Origin of the sequence: Streptomyces sp. NBC_01525 (genome assembly GCF_045040405.1) — a bacterium.
GTDB lineage: Bacteria > Actinomycetota > Actinomycetes > Streptomycetales > Streptomycetaceae > Streptomyces > Streptomyces benahoarensis.
The window spans coordinates 791,314-807,216 of record NZ_CP109397.1; the positions used below are offsets into that span (position 1 = coordinate 791,314).

The 15,903-nt window shown below is 74.1% G+C and carries 14 protein-coding genes; 12 read left to right on the forward strand and 2 right to left on the reverse strand.

Translation table 11 applies throughout. From position 1 onward, the window contains the following. Positions 1-48: 48 nt before the first annotated feature. Positions 49-1,440, reverse strand: coding sequence for an RICIN domain-containing protein (locus tag OG422_RS03515; RefSeq protein ID WP_405739548.1), 1,392 nt, complete (start codon positions 1,438-1,440; stop codon positions 49-51). A gap of 322 nt (positions 1,441-1,762) precedes the next feature. Between OG422_RS03515 and OG422_RS03520 the strand changes: the two genes are divergently transcribed. The 4 genes from OG422_RS03520 to OG422_RS03535 all read left to right on the forward strand — a co-directional run bounded on the left by OG422_RS03520 (position 1,763) and on the right by OG422_RS03535 (position 4,586). Beyond that, on the forward strand, positions 1,763-3,367 hold the full coding sequence (locus OG422_RS03520) for a phage tail sheath subtilisin-like domain-containing protein (RefSeq protein WP_143943620.1): 1,605 nt from the start codon (positions 1,763-1,765) through the stop codon (positions 3,365-3,367). Between the two features lie 126 nt (positions 3,368-3,493). Further along, entirely contained in the window at positions 3,494-3,937 is a 444-nt protein-coding gene (locus tag OG422_RS03525; protein ID WP_143944641.1) for a phage tail protein, read from the forward strand. After that, positions 3,937-4,431, forward strand: a complete 495-nt coding sequence (locus tag OG422_RS03530; protein WP_143944642.1) for a hypothetical protein — start codon at positions 3,937-3,939, stop codon at positions 4,429-4,431. Before OG422_RS03525 ends, OG422_RS03530 begins: the two co-directional genes overlap by 1 nt. Continuing rightward, the gene (locus tag OG422_RS03535; RefSeq protein WP_405739552.1) at positions 4,428-4,586 is read left to right on the forward strand and encodes a DUF6760 family protein; all 159 of its coding nucleotides are present in this window, start codon (positions 4,428-4,430) and stop codon (positions 4,584-4,586) included. Before OG422_RS03530 ends, OG422_RS03535 begins: the two co-directional genes overlap by 4 nt. Here OG422_RS03535 and OG422_RS03540 read toward each other — a convergent pair. Next, positions 4,561-6,828 (reverse strand): hypothetical protein, encoded by a 2,268-nt coding sequence (locus tag OG422_RS03540; protein WP_405739555.1) that lies wholly within the window; start codon positions 6,826-6,828, stop codon positions 4,561-4,563. The genes OG422_RS03535 and OG422_RS03540 overlap by 26 nt on opposite strands. A gap of 100 nt (positions 6,829-6,928) precedes the next feature. Between OG422_RS03540 and OG422_RS03545 the strand changes: the two genes are divergently transcribed. From OG422_RS03545 to OG422_RS03580, 8 genes are read left to right on the forward strand one after another with little or no spacing between them, the layout of a single operon-like run. After that, positions 6,929-8,329 carry a hypothetical protein gene (locus tag OG422_RS03545; protein ID WP_405739557.1) on the forward strand — a complete coding sequence of 467 codons (1,401 nt, stop codon included), beginning with the start codon at positions 6,929-6,931 and terminating at the stop codon, positions 8,327-8,329. Between the two features lie 51 nt (positions 8,330-8,380). Further along, complete coding sequence (locus OG422_RS03550) at positions 8,381-8,818, forward strand: phage tail protein (RefSeq protein WP_143942097.1); 438 nt, start codon at positions 8,381-8,383, stop codon at positions 8,816-8,818. Continuing rightward, complete coding sequence (locus OG422_RS03555) at positions 8,818-9,549, forward strand: LysM peptidoglycan-binding domain-containing protein (RefSeq protein ID WP_143942098.1); 732 nt, start codon at positions 8,818-8,820, stop codon at positions 9,547-9,549. Before OG422_RS03550 ends, OG422_RS03555 begins: the two co-directional genes overlap by 1 nt. Further along, positions 9,546-11,483 carry a VgrG-related protein gene (locus OG422_RS03560; protein ID WP_143942099.1) on the forward strand — a complete coding sequence of 646 codons (1,938 nt, stop codon included), beginning with the start codon at positions 9,546-9,548 and terminating at the stop codon, positions 11,481-11,483. The genes OG422_RS03555 and OG422_RS03560 overlap by 4 nt, the downstream gene beginning before the upstream one ends. Then, entirely contained in the window at positions 11,483-11,917 is a 435-nt protein-coding gene (locus OG422_RS03565; RefSeq protein WP_405739562.1) for a GPW/gp25 family protein, read from the forward strand. Before OG422_RS03560 ends, OG422_RS03565 begins: the two co-directional genes overlap by 1 nt. After that, complete coding sequence (locus OG422_RS03570) at positions 11,917-13,875, forward strand: putative baseplate assembly protein (RefSeq protein WP_405739565.1); 1,959 nt, start codon at positions 11,917-11,919, stop codon at positions 13,873-13,875. The genes OG422_RS03565 and OG422_RS03570 overlap by 1 nt, the downstream gene beginning before the upstream one ends. Beyond that, positions 13,872-14,435: a phage tail protein gene (locus OG422_RS03575; protein WP_143942102.1), complete on the forward strand. Its 564-nt coding sequence runs from the start codon at positions 13,872-13,874 to the stop codon at positions 14,433-14,435. Before OG422_RS03570 ends, OG422_RS03575 begins: the two co-directional genes overlap by 4 nt. A gap of 5 nt (positions 14,436-14,440) precedes the next feature. Beyond that, positions 14,441-15,781, forward strand: coding sequence for an NADase-type glycan-binding domain-containing protein (locus OG422_RS03580; protein WP_405739568.1), 1,341 nt, complete (start codon positions 14,441-14,443; stop codon positions 15,779-15,781). The last annotated feature ends 122 nt before the right edge of the window (positions 15,782-15,903 follow it).

Consider the following 15,903-nt stretch of genomic DNA (forward strand, 5'->3'; position numbering starts at 1 on the left):
CCGTCCCGGGGACGGCGGGCCCTTCCCCCATGCATCGGGCGTGCCCGCTCACGGCTTGACGATGGACCAGCCCTGGTCGTCGTCGGTGGTGCAGTCGAAGAGGGTGAGCGGCAGCCGGTCGGCCATGTCCTCGTTGCGGCTGTGGTAGCCCTCGACGTCCAGGCAGAGGCCGGCGCTGTTGTAGTTGTGGATCCAGTACATGCCGCTGGCCGGGATCTTCTCCACCCACCAGCCCTGGTTGCCGTCCCGCTGGCCGCGGCAGCCGGACTCGATGATGTGCGTGCCCTTCCCCTGCGGGTCACGGCTCGGCAGGTCCAGGCAGTAGCCGTCCCGCACGTTCTTGACCTGGAACAGGTCGCGCCCGCCGGGGCCCGCGCCCTTGCCCTGCTGCAGCACCTCGAAGGTCCAGACCTGGTTGTCCTCGGACGGATTCTCGTTGCAGGCGTACTGCCAGACCGGGCCGCCCGCGCTGCCCCGGTCGTTGCCGGGCAGGTCGACGCACTTCTGCGTGGTGCCGTTGCGCAGCAGGACGTTGTGGAGATGCGCGTTCGGGTCCGGCTTCGGCTTGTTCCCGCCGCCCCCGCCGCCGCCGTCGTTCTTCGGTCCCTGCGTGGTCTGCTGCGGTGACGGCTGCTGGGCGGGCGCCGACGGCTGGATCGTGTGCGCCGTCTGGCCGGGCGCCTTGTCCGTCGCCTTGGTGCTGACGTCCGGCTTGTACGTCAGCCAGATCATCACGAACGCGATGGCCAGCCCCAACAGCAGGCTGAACAGCACCCCGAGCCAGCGCGGCAGCAGCCCCGGCTGGACGTACGTACCGCGCACCGGCAGCGGTTCGGCGCCGGAGCGCTGTACCGACAGCGTGTAGGGCCGGGACTGCTTGGCGCCCGCCCAGATGATCTGCCGCGGCTTGAGGGTGGTCTTCAGGAACGCCGCCCGCCCCGGCTCGATCTGCACATTCGCCGGGTTGATGTCGTACGACAGCTGATCGCTGTTGTCGTGGCCGCTGACGGACGCGGTGAGCTTGACGTTGCCGAGGTTGTCGATGGCGAGCCTGGGACGGCCGCGGAACCGGCCGGTGACGTTCGTCGGGACGAGTTCGGCGCGGACCTCGCTGAACGGGGTGACGGTGACGTTGCCCTCGGGGACGGTGGTGGCCTCGGGGAACTCCGTCGGAATGATCTGCACACCGTACGGGTGGGGGCCCGCGGCGGCGTCGGGGGTGCGGGGCGGAGCGAACGTCAGCTCCACCGTGCCCGTGGTGCCCGGGTAGAGCCGGAGGGTCCCGGGCTCGACGGTCGTCCAAGGTGCCAGATCGCCCACCGGGACGCAGCGGTATTCGTCGACGACGTCGCCGGTGTTGCGCAGCCGTAGCCGCACGGTGGTGCTGCCGCCCGGGTCCACAGTGGTCGAGGCGGGTTCGAGAGAGGTCCACAAGCTCATACGGCGACCGTATGGCGAGGCCGGGGGGCGTGTCGCAGGACTGGGGGCAGGGTCGACTGCCCCTAGGGACGCAACCGGCTGCCCTCGGGGCCTGCACGGGCTGCACCCGGGCCCCCGGGGCACTCCGGAACCCGGCCCACCGCAGGTCAACGGGGGCCTCACGCGGCGTCCGGCGACCCGATGCCCGGGCCCCGGCTGCCCGTTGGGGCATCGGCGCTGCCCCCGCTACGGCCCCGACGGACCTTCCGGACGCCAGGGGGCGGCGACAACAGTGGCGTACTCCACCGTCATACGGTTGTCGTACCCCGAGGAGAACCAGCGCATGCCGTCGTATCTGTCGCCCGGCGTCTACGTCGAGGAGGTCGCCAGTGGCTCCCGCCCGATCGAGGGGGTCGGCACGTCCGTGGCGGCCTTCGTGGGCCTGGCGCCCACGGGGCCGCTGAACCAGCCGACACTGGTGACCAACTGGTCCCAGTACGTGGCCGCCTTCGGCGAGTTCACCGACGGCTACTACCTCGCCCACTCCGTCTACGGGTTCTTCAACAACGGCGGTTCGGCCGCCTACGTGGTGCGGGTCGGCGGCGCCGGCGCGGACGCCGCGCAGGAGAACGCGGCACCGGCCGCGGTCCCGGCCGCCGCCGCGCCCGCCGAGCTGACGCCGGGTGAGCCCGCCGCCCTGGGCACCTTCGCGGTCCGGGCGCTGACGTCCGGCACCGGCGGCGGCGCGCTCAGCGTCGAGGTCGCCGACCCGGAGGGCGAGGGCCCGGCCGAGCGGTTCCGGCTGCTGGTCAAGGACGGCGACAAGGTCGCCGAGACCTTCGACGTCAGCGCCAAGAAGGGCAACCGCAGCTACGTCGTCACGCAGGTCAAGGAACGCTCCAAGCTGATCACCGTCCTGGAGGCGGCGCCCGCGGCCCAGTTGGCGCGCCCCGACAACCAGACGGTGGAGCTGGCCCGGCCCGTCCGGACGCCCGCGGCCCCGGCGCCCGCCGTGCCGGGTGCGGCCCCGGCCGTCCACCCCGGCCCCGCCGAGTACCTCGGTGACTCCGCCGACCGCACCGGTTTCGGTGGCCTGGAGGCGGTCGACGAGATCTCGATGGTCGCCGTCCCCGACCTGATGGCCGCCTACCAGCGGGGCGCCATCGGCCTGGAGGAGGTCAAGGCCGTCCAGCTCGGTCTGATCGCCCACTGCGAGCTGATGGGTGACCGCGTCGCCGTCATCGACCCGCCGCCCGGCCTCAACGCCCGGGACATCCGGGTGTGGCGCCAGGACACGGCGGGCTACGACTCGAAGTACGCCGCGGTGTACTACCCGTGGGTCAAGGTCTTCGACCCGGCGTCCGGCCAGACGAAGATGATCCCGCCGAGCGGTCACGTCTCCGGTATCTGGGCGCGCAACGACTTCGAGCGGGGTGTGCACAAGGCCCCGGCCAACGAGGTGGTGCGCGGCGCCGTCGACCTGGAGACCCAGATCACCCGCGGTGAGCAGGACCTGCTCAACCCGGTCGGCGTCAACTGCATCCGGGCGTTCCCCGGCCGCGGTATCCGCGTGTGGGGTGCCCGCACCCTCTCCTCCGACCCGGCCTGGCGCTACATCAACATCCGCCGGTACTTCAACTACCTGGAGGAGTCGATCCTGATCGGCACCCAGTGGGTGGTGTTCGAGCCCAACGACGAGGCGCTGTGGGCCCGGATCCGGCGGAACGTGTCCGCGTTCCTCGTCAACGAATGGCGCAACGGCGCCCTGTTCGGCTCCCGCCCGGAGGACGCCTTCTACGTGAAGTGCGACGCCGAGACCAACACCCCGGAGTCGGTCGACCTCGGCCGGGTCATCTGCGAGATCGGTATCGCGCCGGTCAAGCCCGCCGAGTTCGTGATCTTCCGGCTGGCGCAGTTCTCCAGCGGCAGCGGCGAGCTGGAGGAGTAGTGCCGCCGGGGGTGGGGCGCGGCCCCGAGCCGTGCCCCCCCCCGCCCCGCCCGTACCTGTCCCGTCCCGTTCCCGGGGGTCCGGCATCCGCGCCGGTAGCCCCCGTCCCCGCACAGAGAGCGACCCATGAGTCTGCAGCCCGGTGATTCCCTCACCTCACACAATTTCGGCCTCCAGATCGACGGCGTGATGGTCGAGTACCTCCAGGAGGTCAGCGGCCTGAGCATCGAGCAGGACGTGATCGAGTACCAGCAGGTCTCCAGCCAGGGCAAGCCCGTCACGAAGAAGCTGCCGGGCGTGAAGAAGGCCGGTACCTGCACCGTCGTGCGCGGTATGACGCAGTCCGCGGCGTTCAACCAGTGGATCACCCAGTCCGTCAACGGCCAGATGTCGACGGCGCGGAAGAACGCCACGATCATGGTGATGGACTACATGAACACCCCGGTGAAGCGCTACAACATGCGCAACGCCTGGTGCAGCAAGGTCGACACCTCCACCGTCAAGGCCGGTGAGGCGTCCGCGCTGACCGAGACCGTGACCATCACCTTCGAAGAACTGGTCATCGAATAATGCGCCGTACGGCCTCCCGGCCCGCGGCCGTCCCCGACCCGGTCGCCGCGCCCGCGGCCCCGGGCGGGGCCCCCGCAGCGCCCGCCCGGCCCGCGGCGCCCGCGCCCGCCGCCGAACAGGCGCCGCTGCGCACCGAGTTCGCGTTCGAGCTGCCGCGCGGCTACGTCGACGACGCGGGCGTGGTGCACCGCACCGGCTCGATGCGGCTGGCGACGGCCCGCGATGAGCTGGTGCCGCTGCGGGACATCAGGGTCCAGGAGAACCCGGCGTATCTGTCGGTGGTGCTGCTGGGCCGCGTCATCACCCGGCTCGGCACGCTGCATCAGGTGCACGACGGCATCGTGGAGAACATGTTCGCCTCCGACCTGGCGTTCCTGCAGGACTTCTACCGGCAGGTCAACGCGGAGGGCCACACCCGGGCCGGGGTGACCTGCCCGCACTGCGAGCAGCCGTTCGAGGTGGAGCTGGGCGGGAGCCGCCTGGGGGAATCGTGACGTACGCGGCCGACCGTATCCACGCGGAGATCGCGTACGTCGCCTATCACTTCCACTGGAGCCTGGAGGACATCCTGGACCTCGAACACGGTGACCGCCGCCGGTACGCCGACGAGATCGCCACCCTGGTCAACCGCGCGGCGGCGGTGGGCTGATGGGACTCCTCGACAGACTGCGCGGCCGTCGTCCGGACGCGACGGACGGCGGTGCGGCCGTACCCGCCACCGGGCCCGCCGCGGCGGAAGCCACCCCGGTGGACGCGACCGTGGACGCCGGGCACCGTGCCACGGCCGGCTGGTCGGCGCTGCCGCCGATCCAGCGTGCCTTCGCCGACCGGGCGGACACCGTCGCCGACCGCGGGTTCGGCGCGTCGCTGACGACATGGCAGAACCCGTCCTTCACCGGCACCCTCACCCATGCGGTGCTCGACAGCGGGCCCGGGGGGCGGATCACGCAGTTGTCCGCGGCGCCGGGGCGTGGTGCGGGTGAACCGGAGCCCGGCATACCGGAGTTGCCCGTTGCGGGGCCGCGTCCGGTGACCGGCGATGCGCCGTCCCATGGCGCGGAGCCGGACGACGGTCCGGGCGCGCCGGTCGTGGTGGCGCGGGCGACCGGTCCGGAGGTTCGGCCGCTGGCGTCGGCCGCCGCCGCCCGTCCGGCGACGTTGACGTCGGCGCCTCGTGGGCAGGCGGGGGGCTCCGGCGGTGCGGTGCGTGCGGCGGTGCAGCGGCGGGAGTTGCCGGTGGCGCGGCCTGGTGCGGCTACTGCCCCGGCGCCGCGGCCCGCGCCCGCCACGCCGGTGACCGGCGCGGGAGCCGGGCCTCGCTCCGGTACGGGTTCCGGCCCGGCCGCCGGTTCCGGCCCTGGGCCCGGCCCGATCGCCGGGTCCGGTGCGGGGCATGGCGGCTCCCCGGCAGGTGGGGCGGACCTTCCGTCGCCGCCTGCCGCCGGTGCCGCTTCCCCGTCCGGTGTCGGCGCCGCATTGCCGTCCGCCGACGGTGCCGCTTCGGTGTCCGATGCCGCGGTGCCGCCGGTGGCCGTGCAGCGGTCGCCGCGGGCCGACGGGACGATGCCTGATGCGGCGACCGGTGCGGTGCCGCCCTTGGCTTCCCCTGCCCCTGCCCCTGACCGGGCCACGAACTCCCCTGCTACGACGGGTAGTTCGCGTACTTCGGATGCCATGTACCGGCGCGGGAACTCCCCGGATACGGCGCGCCCCGGCGGCCATCGGCCGGGTGGCGCCCCGGGTCCCGGGCTCGCCCGTCCGCTTCCCGTGGTGCAGAAGGCCACGGGTGCCCCGGTCACGCCTCCCGGCACCGGGGAGCCGCGTCCTGCCCGTGCCGCTGGGGCCGTCGGCGCGCCCTCGCGACCTGGAACGACCGGCGCGAGCGGTGCGCCCCGTACGAATGGCACGACCGGTACGCCGGACGGTGCGCCGCGTACCGGTGCGTCCGCGCGTACGGGCACGCCGCCGTCCGGCTCGTCGTCGGCGCCCGGCCCTGGCTCGGGCATCGCACCGGGGGCGCCCTCCGCCTCGCGTACGCCCTCTTCGCCGGTTTCCGGCCCGTCGTCGGCTCCGGATGCCGGTGTGCCGAAGGGCCTCGGGGCGCCGAAGAGTTCCGTCGCCCCGCAGGGCACCGGTGCGTCCGGTGCCGTCACCGTGTCGCGTGCCACGGCTACGCCCGACTCGGCACGTACGACGGGGACTCCGGCCGCTACGGGAACGCCGCGTCCGGCGGACGGATCCGGTGCGGGCACGGCGTCCCGCGCACCCGGCAGCCCGGCGGCACCGTCCACCAACCCGTCGGCGTCCTCACCCTCGGCCGCCCCGGCTGCGGCTGCGGGTCCTGGCGCCGCTTCCGGCCGTACGGGTCCCGGCGCGTCCCCGGCCCCCGCCGGACCGGCTTCCTCCGGTCCCGGCGCCCGCCCGGTGCAGCGCAGCGCCAAGGGCGGCACCGCGCACAGGGGGCTGGGCACGCCGCGTGCCGCGCAGTCGCCGTCCGCCTCCGGCGCGCCCGCTCCGGCGACGCCGTCCGGCACACCGGTGCAGAAGGGGCCGACCCGGCTCAACCCGCCTACGGGGGCGGTGCCTTCGGCTGCCTCGGCGTCGTCGGTCGCCCCGGCGCCGTCCACGTCCGCGCCGAGCGCGCCGTCCGCGTCCGCGCCGTCCGCCTCGTCCTCCGTGGCCGCCGCGCCGTCCACGGTTCCGGCGGCCCAGTCGGCCCCGGCCACCCGGGCGGCCTCGAACCCGGCGGCGCGTCCTGCCGCGCCGGTGCCCCCGGCCGCCCCGACCCCGTCGGCCTCCTCGGCCCCGTCGGCGACGCCCCGCACCGCCCCGGCCAACTCCCCCTCGCCGTCCGCTTCGTCGGGCGCATCGGCCGTCCCGGCACCGTCCACCGCTGCCCCGGCCCCGAGCCTCCCCGTCTCCCGCCGTAGCGCACCGCCCGCCTCCGGGTCCGAGGAACCGGCCCGGCGCCGCCCCCTGCTGGGCGCCCCGTTGGTCACCCCGCCGCAGGCCGAGCCGTCGCGCCCCGGTCCGGCGACCGGCGCCCCCGTCGCGCCGCACCACCCCGCCGGGCCCTCGGGCTCCTCGGCCAACCAGGGCAGCGGCCCCGCACCCGTACAGCGCGCCGTCCCCGTACGCCGGTCCGAGACGACGCAGCCGTCCACTACGGGCCCCGCAGGCGCCGGGCAGCGGACGGGCGACGCACCGCAGCTCCCGCTGCCCACACCGATCGCCCGCACGGTGCCCCACGCCACACCGCCGGAGGCCAACCCCCGCACCGTCCAGCCCGTAGCCGCCAAGTCCGTGGCACCGGGGCCCGTGGCACCGAAGCCCACCCCCTCGGAACCGGTCACGCCCCTGGTGCGGCCGAACACCCCGCCCGCCTCCGGCCCGTCCACCGCGCCGCTGCGTCCGGCGGCAGCCCTGCCGCTGGCCTCCTCGCGCCCGTTGACCTCGGCCATGGCGCCCACCGCCCCGGCCACCGGCCCCGTTCAGCGCCGCACCGCCCCGTCGGCCGCACCGCTGCGCCCCGCCCCGGCTCCGGGCGCGCCCTCCGTCCCGCTCCCGCACCCGCCGACGGGCCCGGCGCGGCAGCCGGGCGGCCCGGCCACGCAGCGCACGCCCGCTGCCCCGCTCCCGCAGAGCGCGCCCGGCGCCCCCGTACCGCTGCGGCAGCTCCCGAACAGCCCGGCACCACACGCCCCATCCGTCACCACAGCGCTCAACGGCCCCTCGGCCCCACGCGCCGCCGCACCGCGATCCGGACCCGCCCGACAGGCCGTCCCCCTCCGCGCGGCCCCGGCGCCGGACGGTCCCCACGACGCGCCCCGGCGCCCGCCGGTCCCGCTCCCGACCACGCCCGGTGCCCAGCAGCCCGCCGTCCAGCGAAAGGCCGCACCGCTGACACCCCGTCCGACGGGCGTGCCCGCCGGGCCCCCGGCCCCGGTGCCGCAAGCACAGGCGCAGGCACAGACGCAGAGCGCCGCCGCACCGGCCCTGCCGAACCTCCCGCCCCTCGCCATCGTCCAACGCACCCCGGAGCAGGGCGAGTCGGAGCGGCGGCCCCTGCTGGAGAAGAACACCCCCGGCACGCAGGACACCGCCCCCGTCCCGTCCCTCGTCATCGGAAGGAACAACCCGGCGCCGGAGCGGAATCAGCCCCGTGAGCAGCCCCCCAAGCGCACATCCGCCCGCAACCGCCACACCCCGAAGGAAAGTTCCGGAAAGCGGTCCGCCGGTCGGGAGGGCGCCGAGTTCGATGCCCGGACCCTGACCGACGGGCAGGTCGATGAGCTGGTGCACCGGCTGACCGGGCTGCTGATCCCCCGGCTGAAGGCCGAGTTCCGGCACGACCGGGAGCGCATCGGCAGACTCCGCGACCCGCGCCGCTGACGCGGCGCACCCCCGCTTTGCCCTTACGTCCGTACCAGAAAGGCCGCCGCGATGCCCAGCGATCTCGATCCGGGATCCACCATCTTCTTCACCCTGACCATCGACGGCGAGAGTCTGGGGTACTTCAACGGCTGTGAAGGGCTCGCCTCCGAGGTGGAGGTCGAGCACCACCAGGAGGGCGGCAACAACGGCTTCGTCTGGCAGCTGCCCTCCCGCGTCACCTTCTCCAGCATCCGGCTGACCCGGCCGCTGACCCCGGACACCTCGAAGGTCGCGGCCTGGATCTCGTCGGTGACCACCGGGGTGCGTCGCCCCACCGCGCAGATCGCGGCGCTGCGGGCGGACGGGTCGATCGTCGCCCGCTGGGGTCTCATCGACGTGCTGCCGGTCCGCTGGCAGGGGCCGTCCCTCGACCCGGCGAGCCCGGGCGTGGCCACCGAGGTCCTGGAGATCACCCATCACGGCTTCACGGATGCGGGGGGTGCGTGATGGCACCGGGTTCCGGCGGCAAGGGTGCGGGCAAGAGCCTGGTCCGCGCCTCGCTCGCGATTCATGAACCGCCGGTCGGCGAGAGCACCACGCCCGGTGCGCTGAAGCGTACGTTCGGCTTCGACTTCAACCCCTCGCAGCTGGCGCTCAGCCAGCGCTCCGACTGGAAGGTGACGCCGGCGCCCGCCATACGCGACGGCTCGCTCCCCGAGTTCATCGGCGCGTACGCCCGGGAGCTGAGCCTGGAGATCTTCCTGGACTGCTCGGACAAGCCGGACAGCAACGAGGTCCTGAAAAAGGTCGAGGCGCTGCTCGACTGCTGTGAGGTGACGGCCGCGAGCATCGCCGCGAAGCAGCCGTCGACGCCGTGGGTGGTGTTCCAGTGGGGCGGGTTCTCCACCGCGCACTTCACCGCGTACGTGGCCTCCGTCGACGTCTCGTACACGCTGTTCGGCACCACCGGAATGCCGATCCGGGCCACCTGTCAGGTGCGGCTGGGCGAGATCCCCACCGACACCAAGGGGCAGAACCCGACCTCCGGGGCGCTGACCGCGCGGCGGGTGCACCGGCTGGTGGCCGGGGACTCGCTGCCGTCGCTGGCCTGGCGGGAGTACGGCGACGCCGGGGCGTGGCGGGCCATCGCCACGGCCAACGGCATCGACGACCCGTCCCGGCTGTCGCCCGGTACCGAACTGATGCTGCCCGCGGTCGAGGAGGTGACCGGATCATGACCAAGCTCGCCTATTCCAGCGTCATCCACGTCAAGATCGGTGGGTCCCCCCTGCCGAGGAAGCTGCTGCCGTATCTGTCGGACGCCTGGGTGGACCTCGGCTCCGGAGTGCCCGGCGCCTTCCAGCTGACCTTCCGCGACCCGCACCGCAAGCTGCTGGGCGCCGCCGGGATCAAGATCGGCACCAAGATCGTGCTGGCGCCCGTCGCCGACGGCAAGGGCGCCCAGGACCCGCTGCTCACGGGCGAGGTCACCACCCTGGAGACGGAGTACGACGGCACCGGCACCTTCACCCTCGTCCGCGGCTACGACCTCGGTCACCGGATGCTGCGCCAGCGCCGGGTCGCGGGCTACACGCGGATGACGGCGGCGGCCATCGCCCGGAAGCTGGTCGCCAAGAGCGGCATCTCCCTCGGCCGGATCGAGTCCACGAAGGGGACGTACGACTTCCTCACGCAGGACAACGTCACCGACTGGGACTTCCTCTCCCGGCTCGCGGACGAGAACGAGAAGGTGATGTTCCTCGACCCGCGCGGGCGCTTCCAGTTCGTCACCCCCGACCGGGCGTCGGGCGCCCCGCCGGAGAGCACCCCGGGCGACAAGAGCCCGTACGTCCTCCAGGCGGGCGTCGACATCCTGCGCTGCCGCTCCGCCGTCGCCGCCGCCGACCAGGTGCCGCGGGCGGAGGCGCGCGGCTGGGACGTGCAGAGCAAGAAGGCGCTGCGGGAGCGGTCGACCGCGAAGGACAACCCCGGCTTCTCCATCGGCACCACACCGGGCAAGGCCGCCGCGGCGTTCCCGACCTCCCCCCTCGTCGAGACCGGCACGCCCTACGACCAGCAGGCGCAGGTCAAGCGGGCGGCGGACGCGCTGGCCGACGACGTCACGGCGTCCTTCGCGGAGCTGGAGGTCACCGTGCGCGGCGCGCCGAAGCTGCGGCCGGACACCCCGGTGACGCTCACCGACGTCGGCGAGCCCTTCGAGGGCAAGTACACGGCGACGGGCGTACGGCACGTCTTCGCCTCCGGGCGGCACTACGAGACGTGGGTGACCGTCACCGGGCGCCAGTGGCGGTCGCTGTTCGGCGTGGCGTCCGGCGGCGCCGCGGTCTCCTCGCGGCTGCCGTCCGTCGCCAACGCGATCGTCACGGATGTGAAGGACCCGCTGAAGCAGGGCCGGGTCAAGCTGCGGTTCCCGTGGCTGGACGACACGTACGTCAGCGACTGGACGCGCACCGTGCAGCTGGGCGGAGTGGACGGCGGCAGCATCGTGCCGCTGGACGTCAAGGACGAGGTGCTGGTGGCGTTCGACCGCGGGGCGCTGGACCATCCGTACGTCATCGGCGGGCTGTACAACGGCAAGGACAAACCGGAGAACGGCGATGTGCCGCTGCACGACCGGCTCAGCGGGAAGGCGAGCCGCCACACCCTCGCCGACCGGGAGAACAACCGCGTCGATCTGCTCAGCCAGAAGAGCGGGCGGCGCAAACGCGGGGTGCGGCTGCGGACCGGGGACGACCGGCTGACCGTCGAACTCGACCGCACCAAGACGCAGATCACCGTCGACAGTTCCGGGAGCGTGAGCATCAAGGGCAACACGACGGTGTCCGTGGAGGCCAAGGGCGATCTGTCCCTGCGGGCCGGCGGGGCGATGAACATGTTCGCGGGCGGGGCGATGAGCCTCACGGCGGGCGGGGCGATGTCGGTCAAGGGCGGCCTCGATCTGGCCCTCCAGGCCGGTGCCATGTTCAACCTGTCCGCGGGCGCCGCGGGCACGATCGACGCCGGGGCGATGCTGCACATGGCCGGCGGGGCCGATGTGAACCTGATCGCCGGTGCGGCCATGCAGATCCTGGCGACCGGCAATGTGGCGGTCGTGGCCGCGGAGGTCGCGTTCGCGGGCTATGTCACCGTCGACGGGGTCCCGGTGATCTGATGCCTGAACAGTTTGTCGGGTCCGGTTGGTCGTTCCCGCTCCGCATCAGTCCGACCGGGGGGATCGCCCTGGTCAGCGGGGAGCGGGAGGTGGAGGAGGCCATCCATCTGGTGCTGGCGACGGCGCCCGGTGAGCGGCCGATGCGGCCGGAGTTCGGCTGCGCCATCCACGACATGGTCTTCGCGCCGGTCAACGAGGCCACCGCCGGCCGCATCCAGCACGAGGTGCACACCAGCCTCGACCGGTGGGAGCCGCGCATCGAGGTGCACGACGTGGAGGTGTCCGCCGGCGACGAGCCGGGCGTCCTCTTCATCGATGTGCGCTACACGATCCGCGGCACCAACAACCCCCGCAACCTCGTCTTCCCCTTCTACGTCATTCCCGCCCACGACGGCCCCGACTCCGGCGGCCCGTCCACCGAAAGCGACCGCTGATGGCCCTGCCTTCCCCGAACCTCGACGACCGGCGCTTCCAGCAGTTCGTCGACGACGCCAAGCGCTACATCCAGCAGCGCGCCCCGGAGTGGACCGACCACAACGTGTCCGACCCCGGGGTGACGCTCGTGGAGACCGTCGCGCACATGGCCGACCAGATCGTCTACCGGCTCAACCGCGTCCCGGAGAAGAACCACCTCGCCTTCCTCGACCTCGTCGGCATCACGCTCTTCCCGCCGTCGGCGGCGCGGACGGATGTGACGTTCTGGCTGTCCGCCGCGCAGGACGAGCCGGTGCAGGTGCCGCTGGGCACCGAGACCGCGACGGTGCGGGCGGACAGCGAGGAGGCGGTGGTCTTCGCCACCGAGCGGGACCTGACGGTGGTGCCGTGCACGCTCGCGCATCTCGCGGTGCAGAACGAGGGGCAGCCGGTCACCGACCGGACCGCCGACCTCGAAGAGGGCGAGGACCTGCTCTGCTTCGCCGAGGCGCCGCGGCCGGGCGACTGCATGCTGCTGGGGCTGAGCGCCGCGGTGCCGCACTGCGCGGTGGCGCTGCGGCTCGACAGCAGGGTCGACGGTGTCGGTGTCGACCCGCGGCAGCCGCCGCTGGTGTGGGAGGCGTGGACCGCCGACGGGTGGGCGGCGTGCGAGGTCGACCAGGACACCACCGGTGGTCTCAACCGGCCCGGTGACGTCGTGCTGCACGTGCCCGGCGGCCATGTGCTGTCCCGGTCGGGGCGGAACGAGGCGGGCTGGATCCGCTGCCGCGTCACCGAGGCGGCGTCCGGCCAGCCCTTCTACACCACGTCGCCCACGGTGCGGTCGGCGGAGGCGTTCACGGTGGGCGGCACCGTCCCGGCCGTGCACGCCGAAACGGTGTACGACGAGACGCTCGGCGAGTCCGGCGGGCTGCCCGGCCAGCGGCTGCGGCTGGCCCGTACGCCCGTCGTCGGCGATGCCCCGCCGCTCCACCTCCAGGTCGCCGAGTACGACGGCTGGACGGACTGGGAGGTGGTGCCGCACTTCGCGGGGTCCGGGCCCGACGACCGGCATGTAACGCTGGACGCCACCACCGGGGAGATCGCGTTCGGCCCGTCGGTGCGCGAGCCCGACGGGACGCTGCGCCGCTACGGCGCGATGCCGCCGAAGGGCTCCGTGATCCGCGCCCGCCGCTACCGCACCGGCGGCGGCCGCACCGGCAACGTCGCCCGGGGCTCGGTGCGCGCGCTGCGGGACTCCGTGCCGTACGTCGCCGAGGTGATCAACCGGGAGGCGGCACGCGGCGGGGTGGACGGCGAGACCGTCGAGGAGGCGCGGGCCCGCGCCCCGATCACGCTGCGGGCGCAGGACCGTGCGGTGACGCTGCGGGACTACGAGGAGCTGGCCCGGCGGGCGGCGCCGGAGACGGCCCGGATCACCTGCCTGGCGGGCGCCGAGGAGGAGCACGGGGCGTACGCGGTGCGGGTGCTGGTGGTGCCACAGGCGGTGCCGGACCCGGGCGGGCGGCTGCGGTTCGAGCAACTGGTGCCCGCGGACTCGCTGTTGGAGCGGGTGACGCGGTATCTGGACGAGCGGCGGCTGATCGGCACCCGGCTCGCGGTGGGCCCGCCGTTCTACCAGGGCGTCACGGTCGTGTCGACGCTGCACGCGTTCCGGGGCGTGGACGTGGACCGGGTGCGGCGGGAGGCGCACGACGCGCTCTACCGGCACCTCGATCCGCTGACCGGCGGCGCGGACGGCACCGGCTGGCCGTTCGGCCGTCCGGTGCAGGCCGGTGAGGTGTTCGCGGTGCTCCAGCGGGTGCCGGGGGTCGAGCTGGTGGACGAGGTGCTGCTGCACCCGGCCGACCCGCTGACCGGCAGGCGCGGCGACCAGTCGGACCGTATCGATCTCGATCCGTCGTCGCTGGTGTTCTCCTTCGACCACCGGGTCCGGGTCATCGGGGACGCGTCGTGAGGGGGTCGGTGGACGGGCTGGCGTCGTCGGCGCCGCTGGGCCCGACGCTCCCGGCGATCTTCGCGGACGATGCGCTGGCGCAGGACTTCGTGGCGGGTCTGGACGAGGTGCTGGCGCCGCTCCTCAACGTCCTGGACTGCCTGGATTCGTACTTCCGGCCGTCGCTGGCGCCGGTCGACTTCACCCGCTGGCTGGGCTGGTGGGTGGGGGCCGACACCGACGGGATCGACGACGGTGATGCCGCCGGGGAGGCGCGGCTGCGGGCCGCGGTGGCCGCGGCGGCCCATCTGCACCGGGTGCGCGGTACCCGCCGCGGGCTGGCGGAGACGGTGCGGCTGGCGTTCGGTGTCGAACCGGAGATCACCGAGAGCGGCGGGGCGGCGTGGAGCGCCCGCCCGCGCGGCCCGGCCCCCGGCGAGCGCCGCCCCCGGCTGCACGTCGCGCTCCGGCTGCCGGCGCCGACCGCCGCGGACCTCCACCGGCTGGACGCCCTCGTGGCTGCCGCCCGCCCCGCCCATATGCCGTACACCGTCGAGGTGTTGACGGCGGAAAGGACCTGACCGACATGAGCAACAGCCCGTCCCCCGGAGCCTCCGGCGAGGACGCGCGCCCTGCGGCCTGCGAACAGTGCGGTACGCCGCACGAGGCAGGACAGCCGTTCTGCGACACCTGCGGCGCCGTCCTGCGCTGGACGCCCGGCGGCACCACCCGCCCGGCACCGCACGCCGCCGCGGGCCGGTCGACGGCCGGTCCGGACGCGGACACCGCCGATCTGCCGCCCGCCACGGGCCGCCCGGCCGCGTCGGACCGTATGTCCGACACCGCGGGCACCGGGCGGGAGCGGACGGCGGGGACCGCCGGGACCGGTGGCACGGCGGGGTCCGGCGCCACGGGTGACACCGCGGGTTCCGGCGCCGGTGCGGCGGAGGGCCCCGGTCCGCTGCCCGCGCCCGCGTCGGGCACCGCGTCCACCTCGTCCGGCTCCGCGCCGTCGGCCGGTGCCACCGATCCGGCCGAGGACGAGCGGGCCCGTGCCCGGGCGTTGCTCGTGCCGGTCGACGATCCGCAGGGGGAGCAGGAGCGGCCGTCCGTGGCGCCCGTGCTGCCGGGGCAGCCGGTCGCGGCGCGGCCGCAGGTCCGGGCGCCGGGCGAGTACCGGACCGTGGACGGGGTGGCCTGCCCCTGGTGCGGTACCCCCAACCGGCCGGACCGGCACTTCTGCTGCCGCTGTGCGATGCGGATGGCGTCGTCCCCCGAGGGTCCGGCGCGACTGCCGTGGTGGCGGCGGCTGTTCGACCGCCGCAACCGGGAGCAGCCGTGGGCCGGAGACCGGCCGCGGCTGCGCTGGCAGATCGGGCGCGTCCTGCGGTGGCTGGCCATCGCCGCGGTGCTCACCCTCGTCGTGATCGGGCTGTTCCAGACCGATACGGCGATCCAGGCGATCCGTGACCACTTCGCCAAGCGGGCGCTGGTGAGCCCGGAGTCGACCACCGCGTCCGCCTCGTTCGCGAAGCACGGGCCGGACCAGGCGTTCGACCCGTTCAGCAACACCTGGTGGGGGCCCGGGGTTTCGCCGGGGACGGGGAACTGGCTGGAGGCGCGGTTCTCGGATCCGGTGCGGCTGCTGGACATCGGCATCACGCCCGGTGAGTCGTCCCACGCCGAGGCCCTCACCAAGTCGGCGCAGCCGCACCGGATCTCGGCGCAGATCACCATGGACAACGGGCACGTCGAGAACCGCGTCCTCAACCTCGACCAGGGCAGCGGTTTCCAGCACCAGTCGTTCCGGTACGGCGATGTGGTCAAGGTGCGGCTCACCGTGGACTCGGCGTACGGGACGGGCCCGGACAAGCAGGTGGCCATCGCCGCGGTCGAGTTCTTCGGCCCGTCGCACAGCCAGGGGTGACGGCGGCGCGCGGGGTCCGTCCGGGAGCGGGCGGGGCCCCGTGCGGCGCCCCGCCGGACCCGCCCTGCGCCGGGCCCGTGCGCGTCGCCCCCACCTTCTCTACAGTGCTGTAGATTTTGCGT

What these genes read in the sequence shown, in the direction of transcription:
- OG422_RS03515 (WP_405739548.1), bottom strand. Translation starts at nt 1,440, where the DNA reads ATGAGCTTGTGGACCTCTCTCGAACCCGCCTCGACCACTGTGGACCCG.
- OG422_RS03520 (WP_143943620.1), top strand. Translation starts at nt 1,763, where the DNA reads ATGCCGTCGTATCTGTCGCCCGGCGTCTACGTCGAGGAGGTCGCCAGT.
- OG422_RS03525 (WP_143944641.1), top strand. Translation starts at nt 3,494, where the DNA reads ATGAGTCTGCAGCCCGGTGATTCCCTCACCTCACACAATTTCGGCCTC.
- OG422_RS03530 (WP_143944642.1), top strand. Translation starts at nt 3,937, where the DNA reads ATGCGCCGTACGGCCTCCCGGCCCGCGGCCGTCCCCGACCCGGTCGCC.
- OG422_RS03550 (WP_143942097.1), top strand. Translation starts at nt 8,381, where the DNA reads ATGCCCAGCGATCTCGATCCGGGATCCACCATCTTCTTCACCCTGACC.
- OG422_RS03555 (WP_143942098.1), top strand. Translation starts at nt 8,818, where the DNA reads ATGGCACCGGGTTCCGGCGGCAAGGGTGCGGGCAAGAGCCTGGTCCGC.
- OG422_RS03560 (WP_143942099.1), top strand. Translation starts at nt 9,546, where the DNA reads ATGACCAAGCTCGCCTATTCCAGCGTCATCCACGTCAAGATCGGTGGG.
- OG422_RS03565 (WP_405739562.1), top strand. Translation starts at nt 11,483, where the DNA reads ATGCCTGAACAGTTTGTCGGGTCCGGTTGGTCGTTCCCGCTCCGCATC.
- OG422_RS03570 (WP_405739565.1), top strand. Translation starts at nt 11,917, where the DNA reads ATGGCCCTGCCTTCCCCGAACCTCGACGACCGGCGCTTCCAGCAGTTC.
- OG422_RS03580 (WP_405739568.1), top strand. Translation starts at nt 14,441, where the DNA reads ATGAGCAACAGCCCGTCCCCCGGAGCCTCCGGCGAGGACGCGCGCCCT.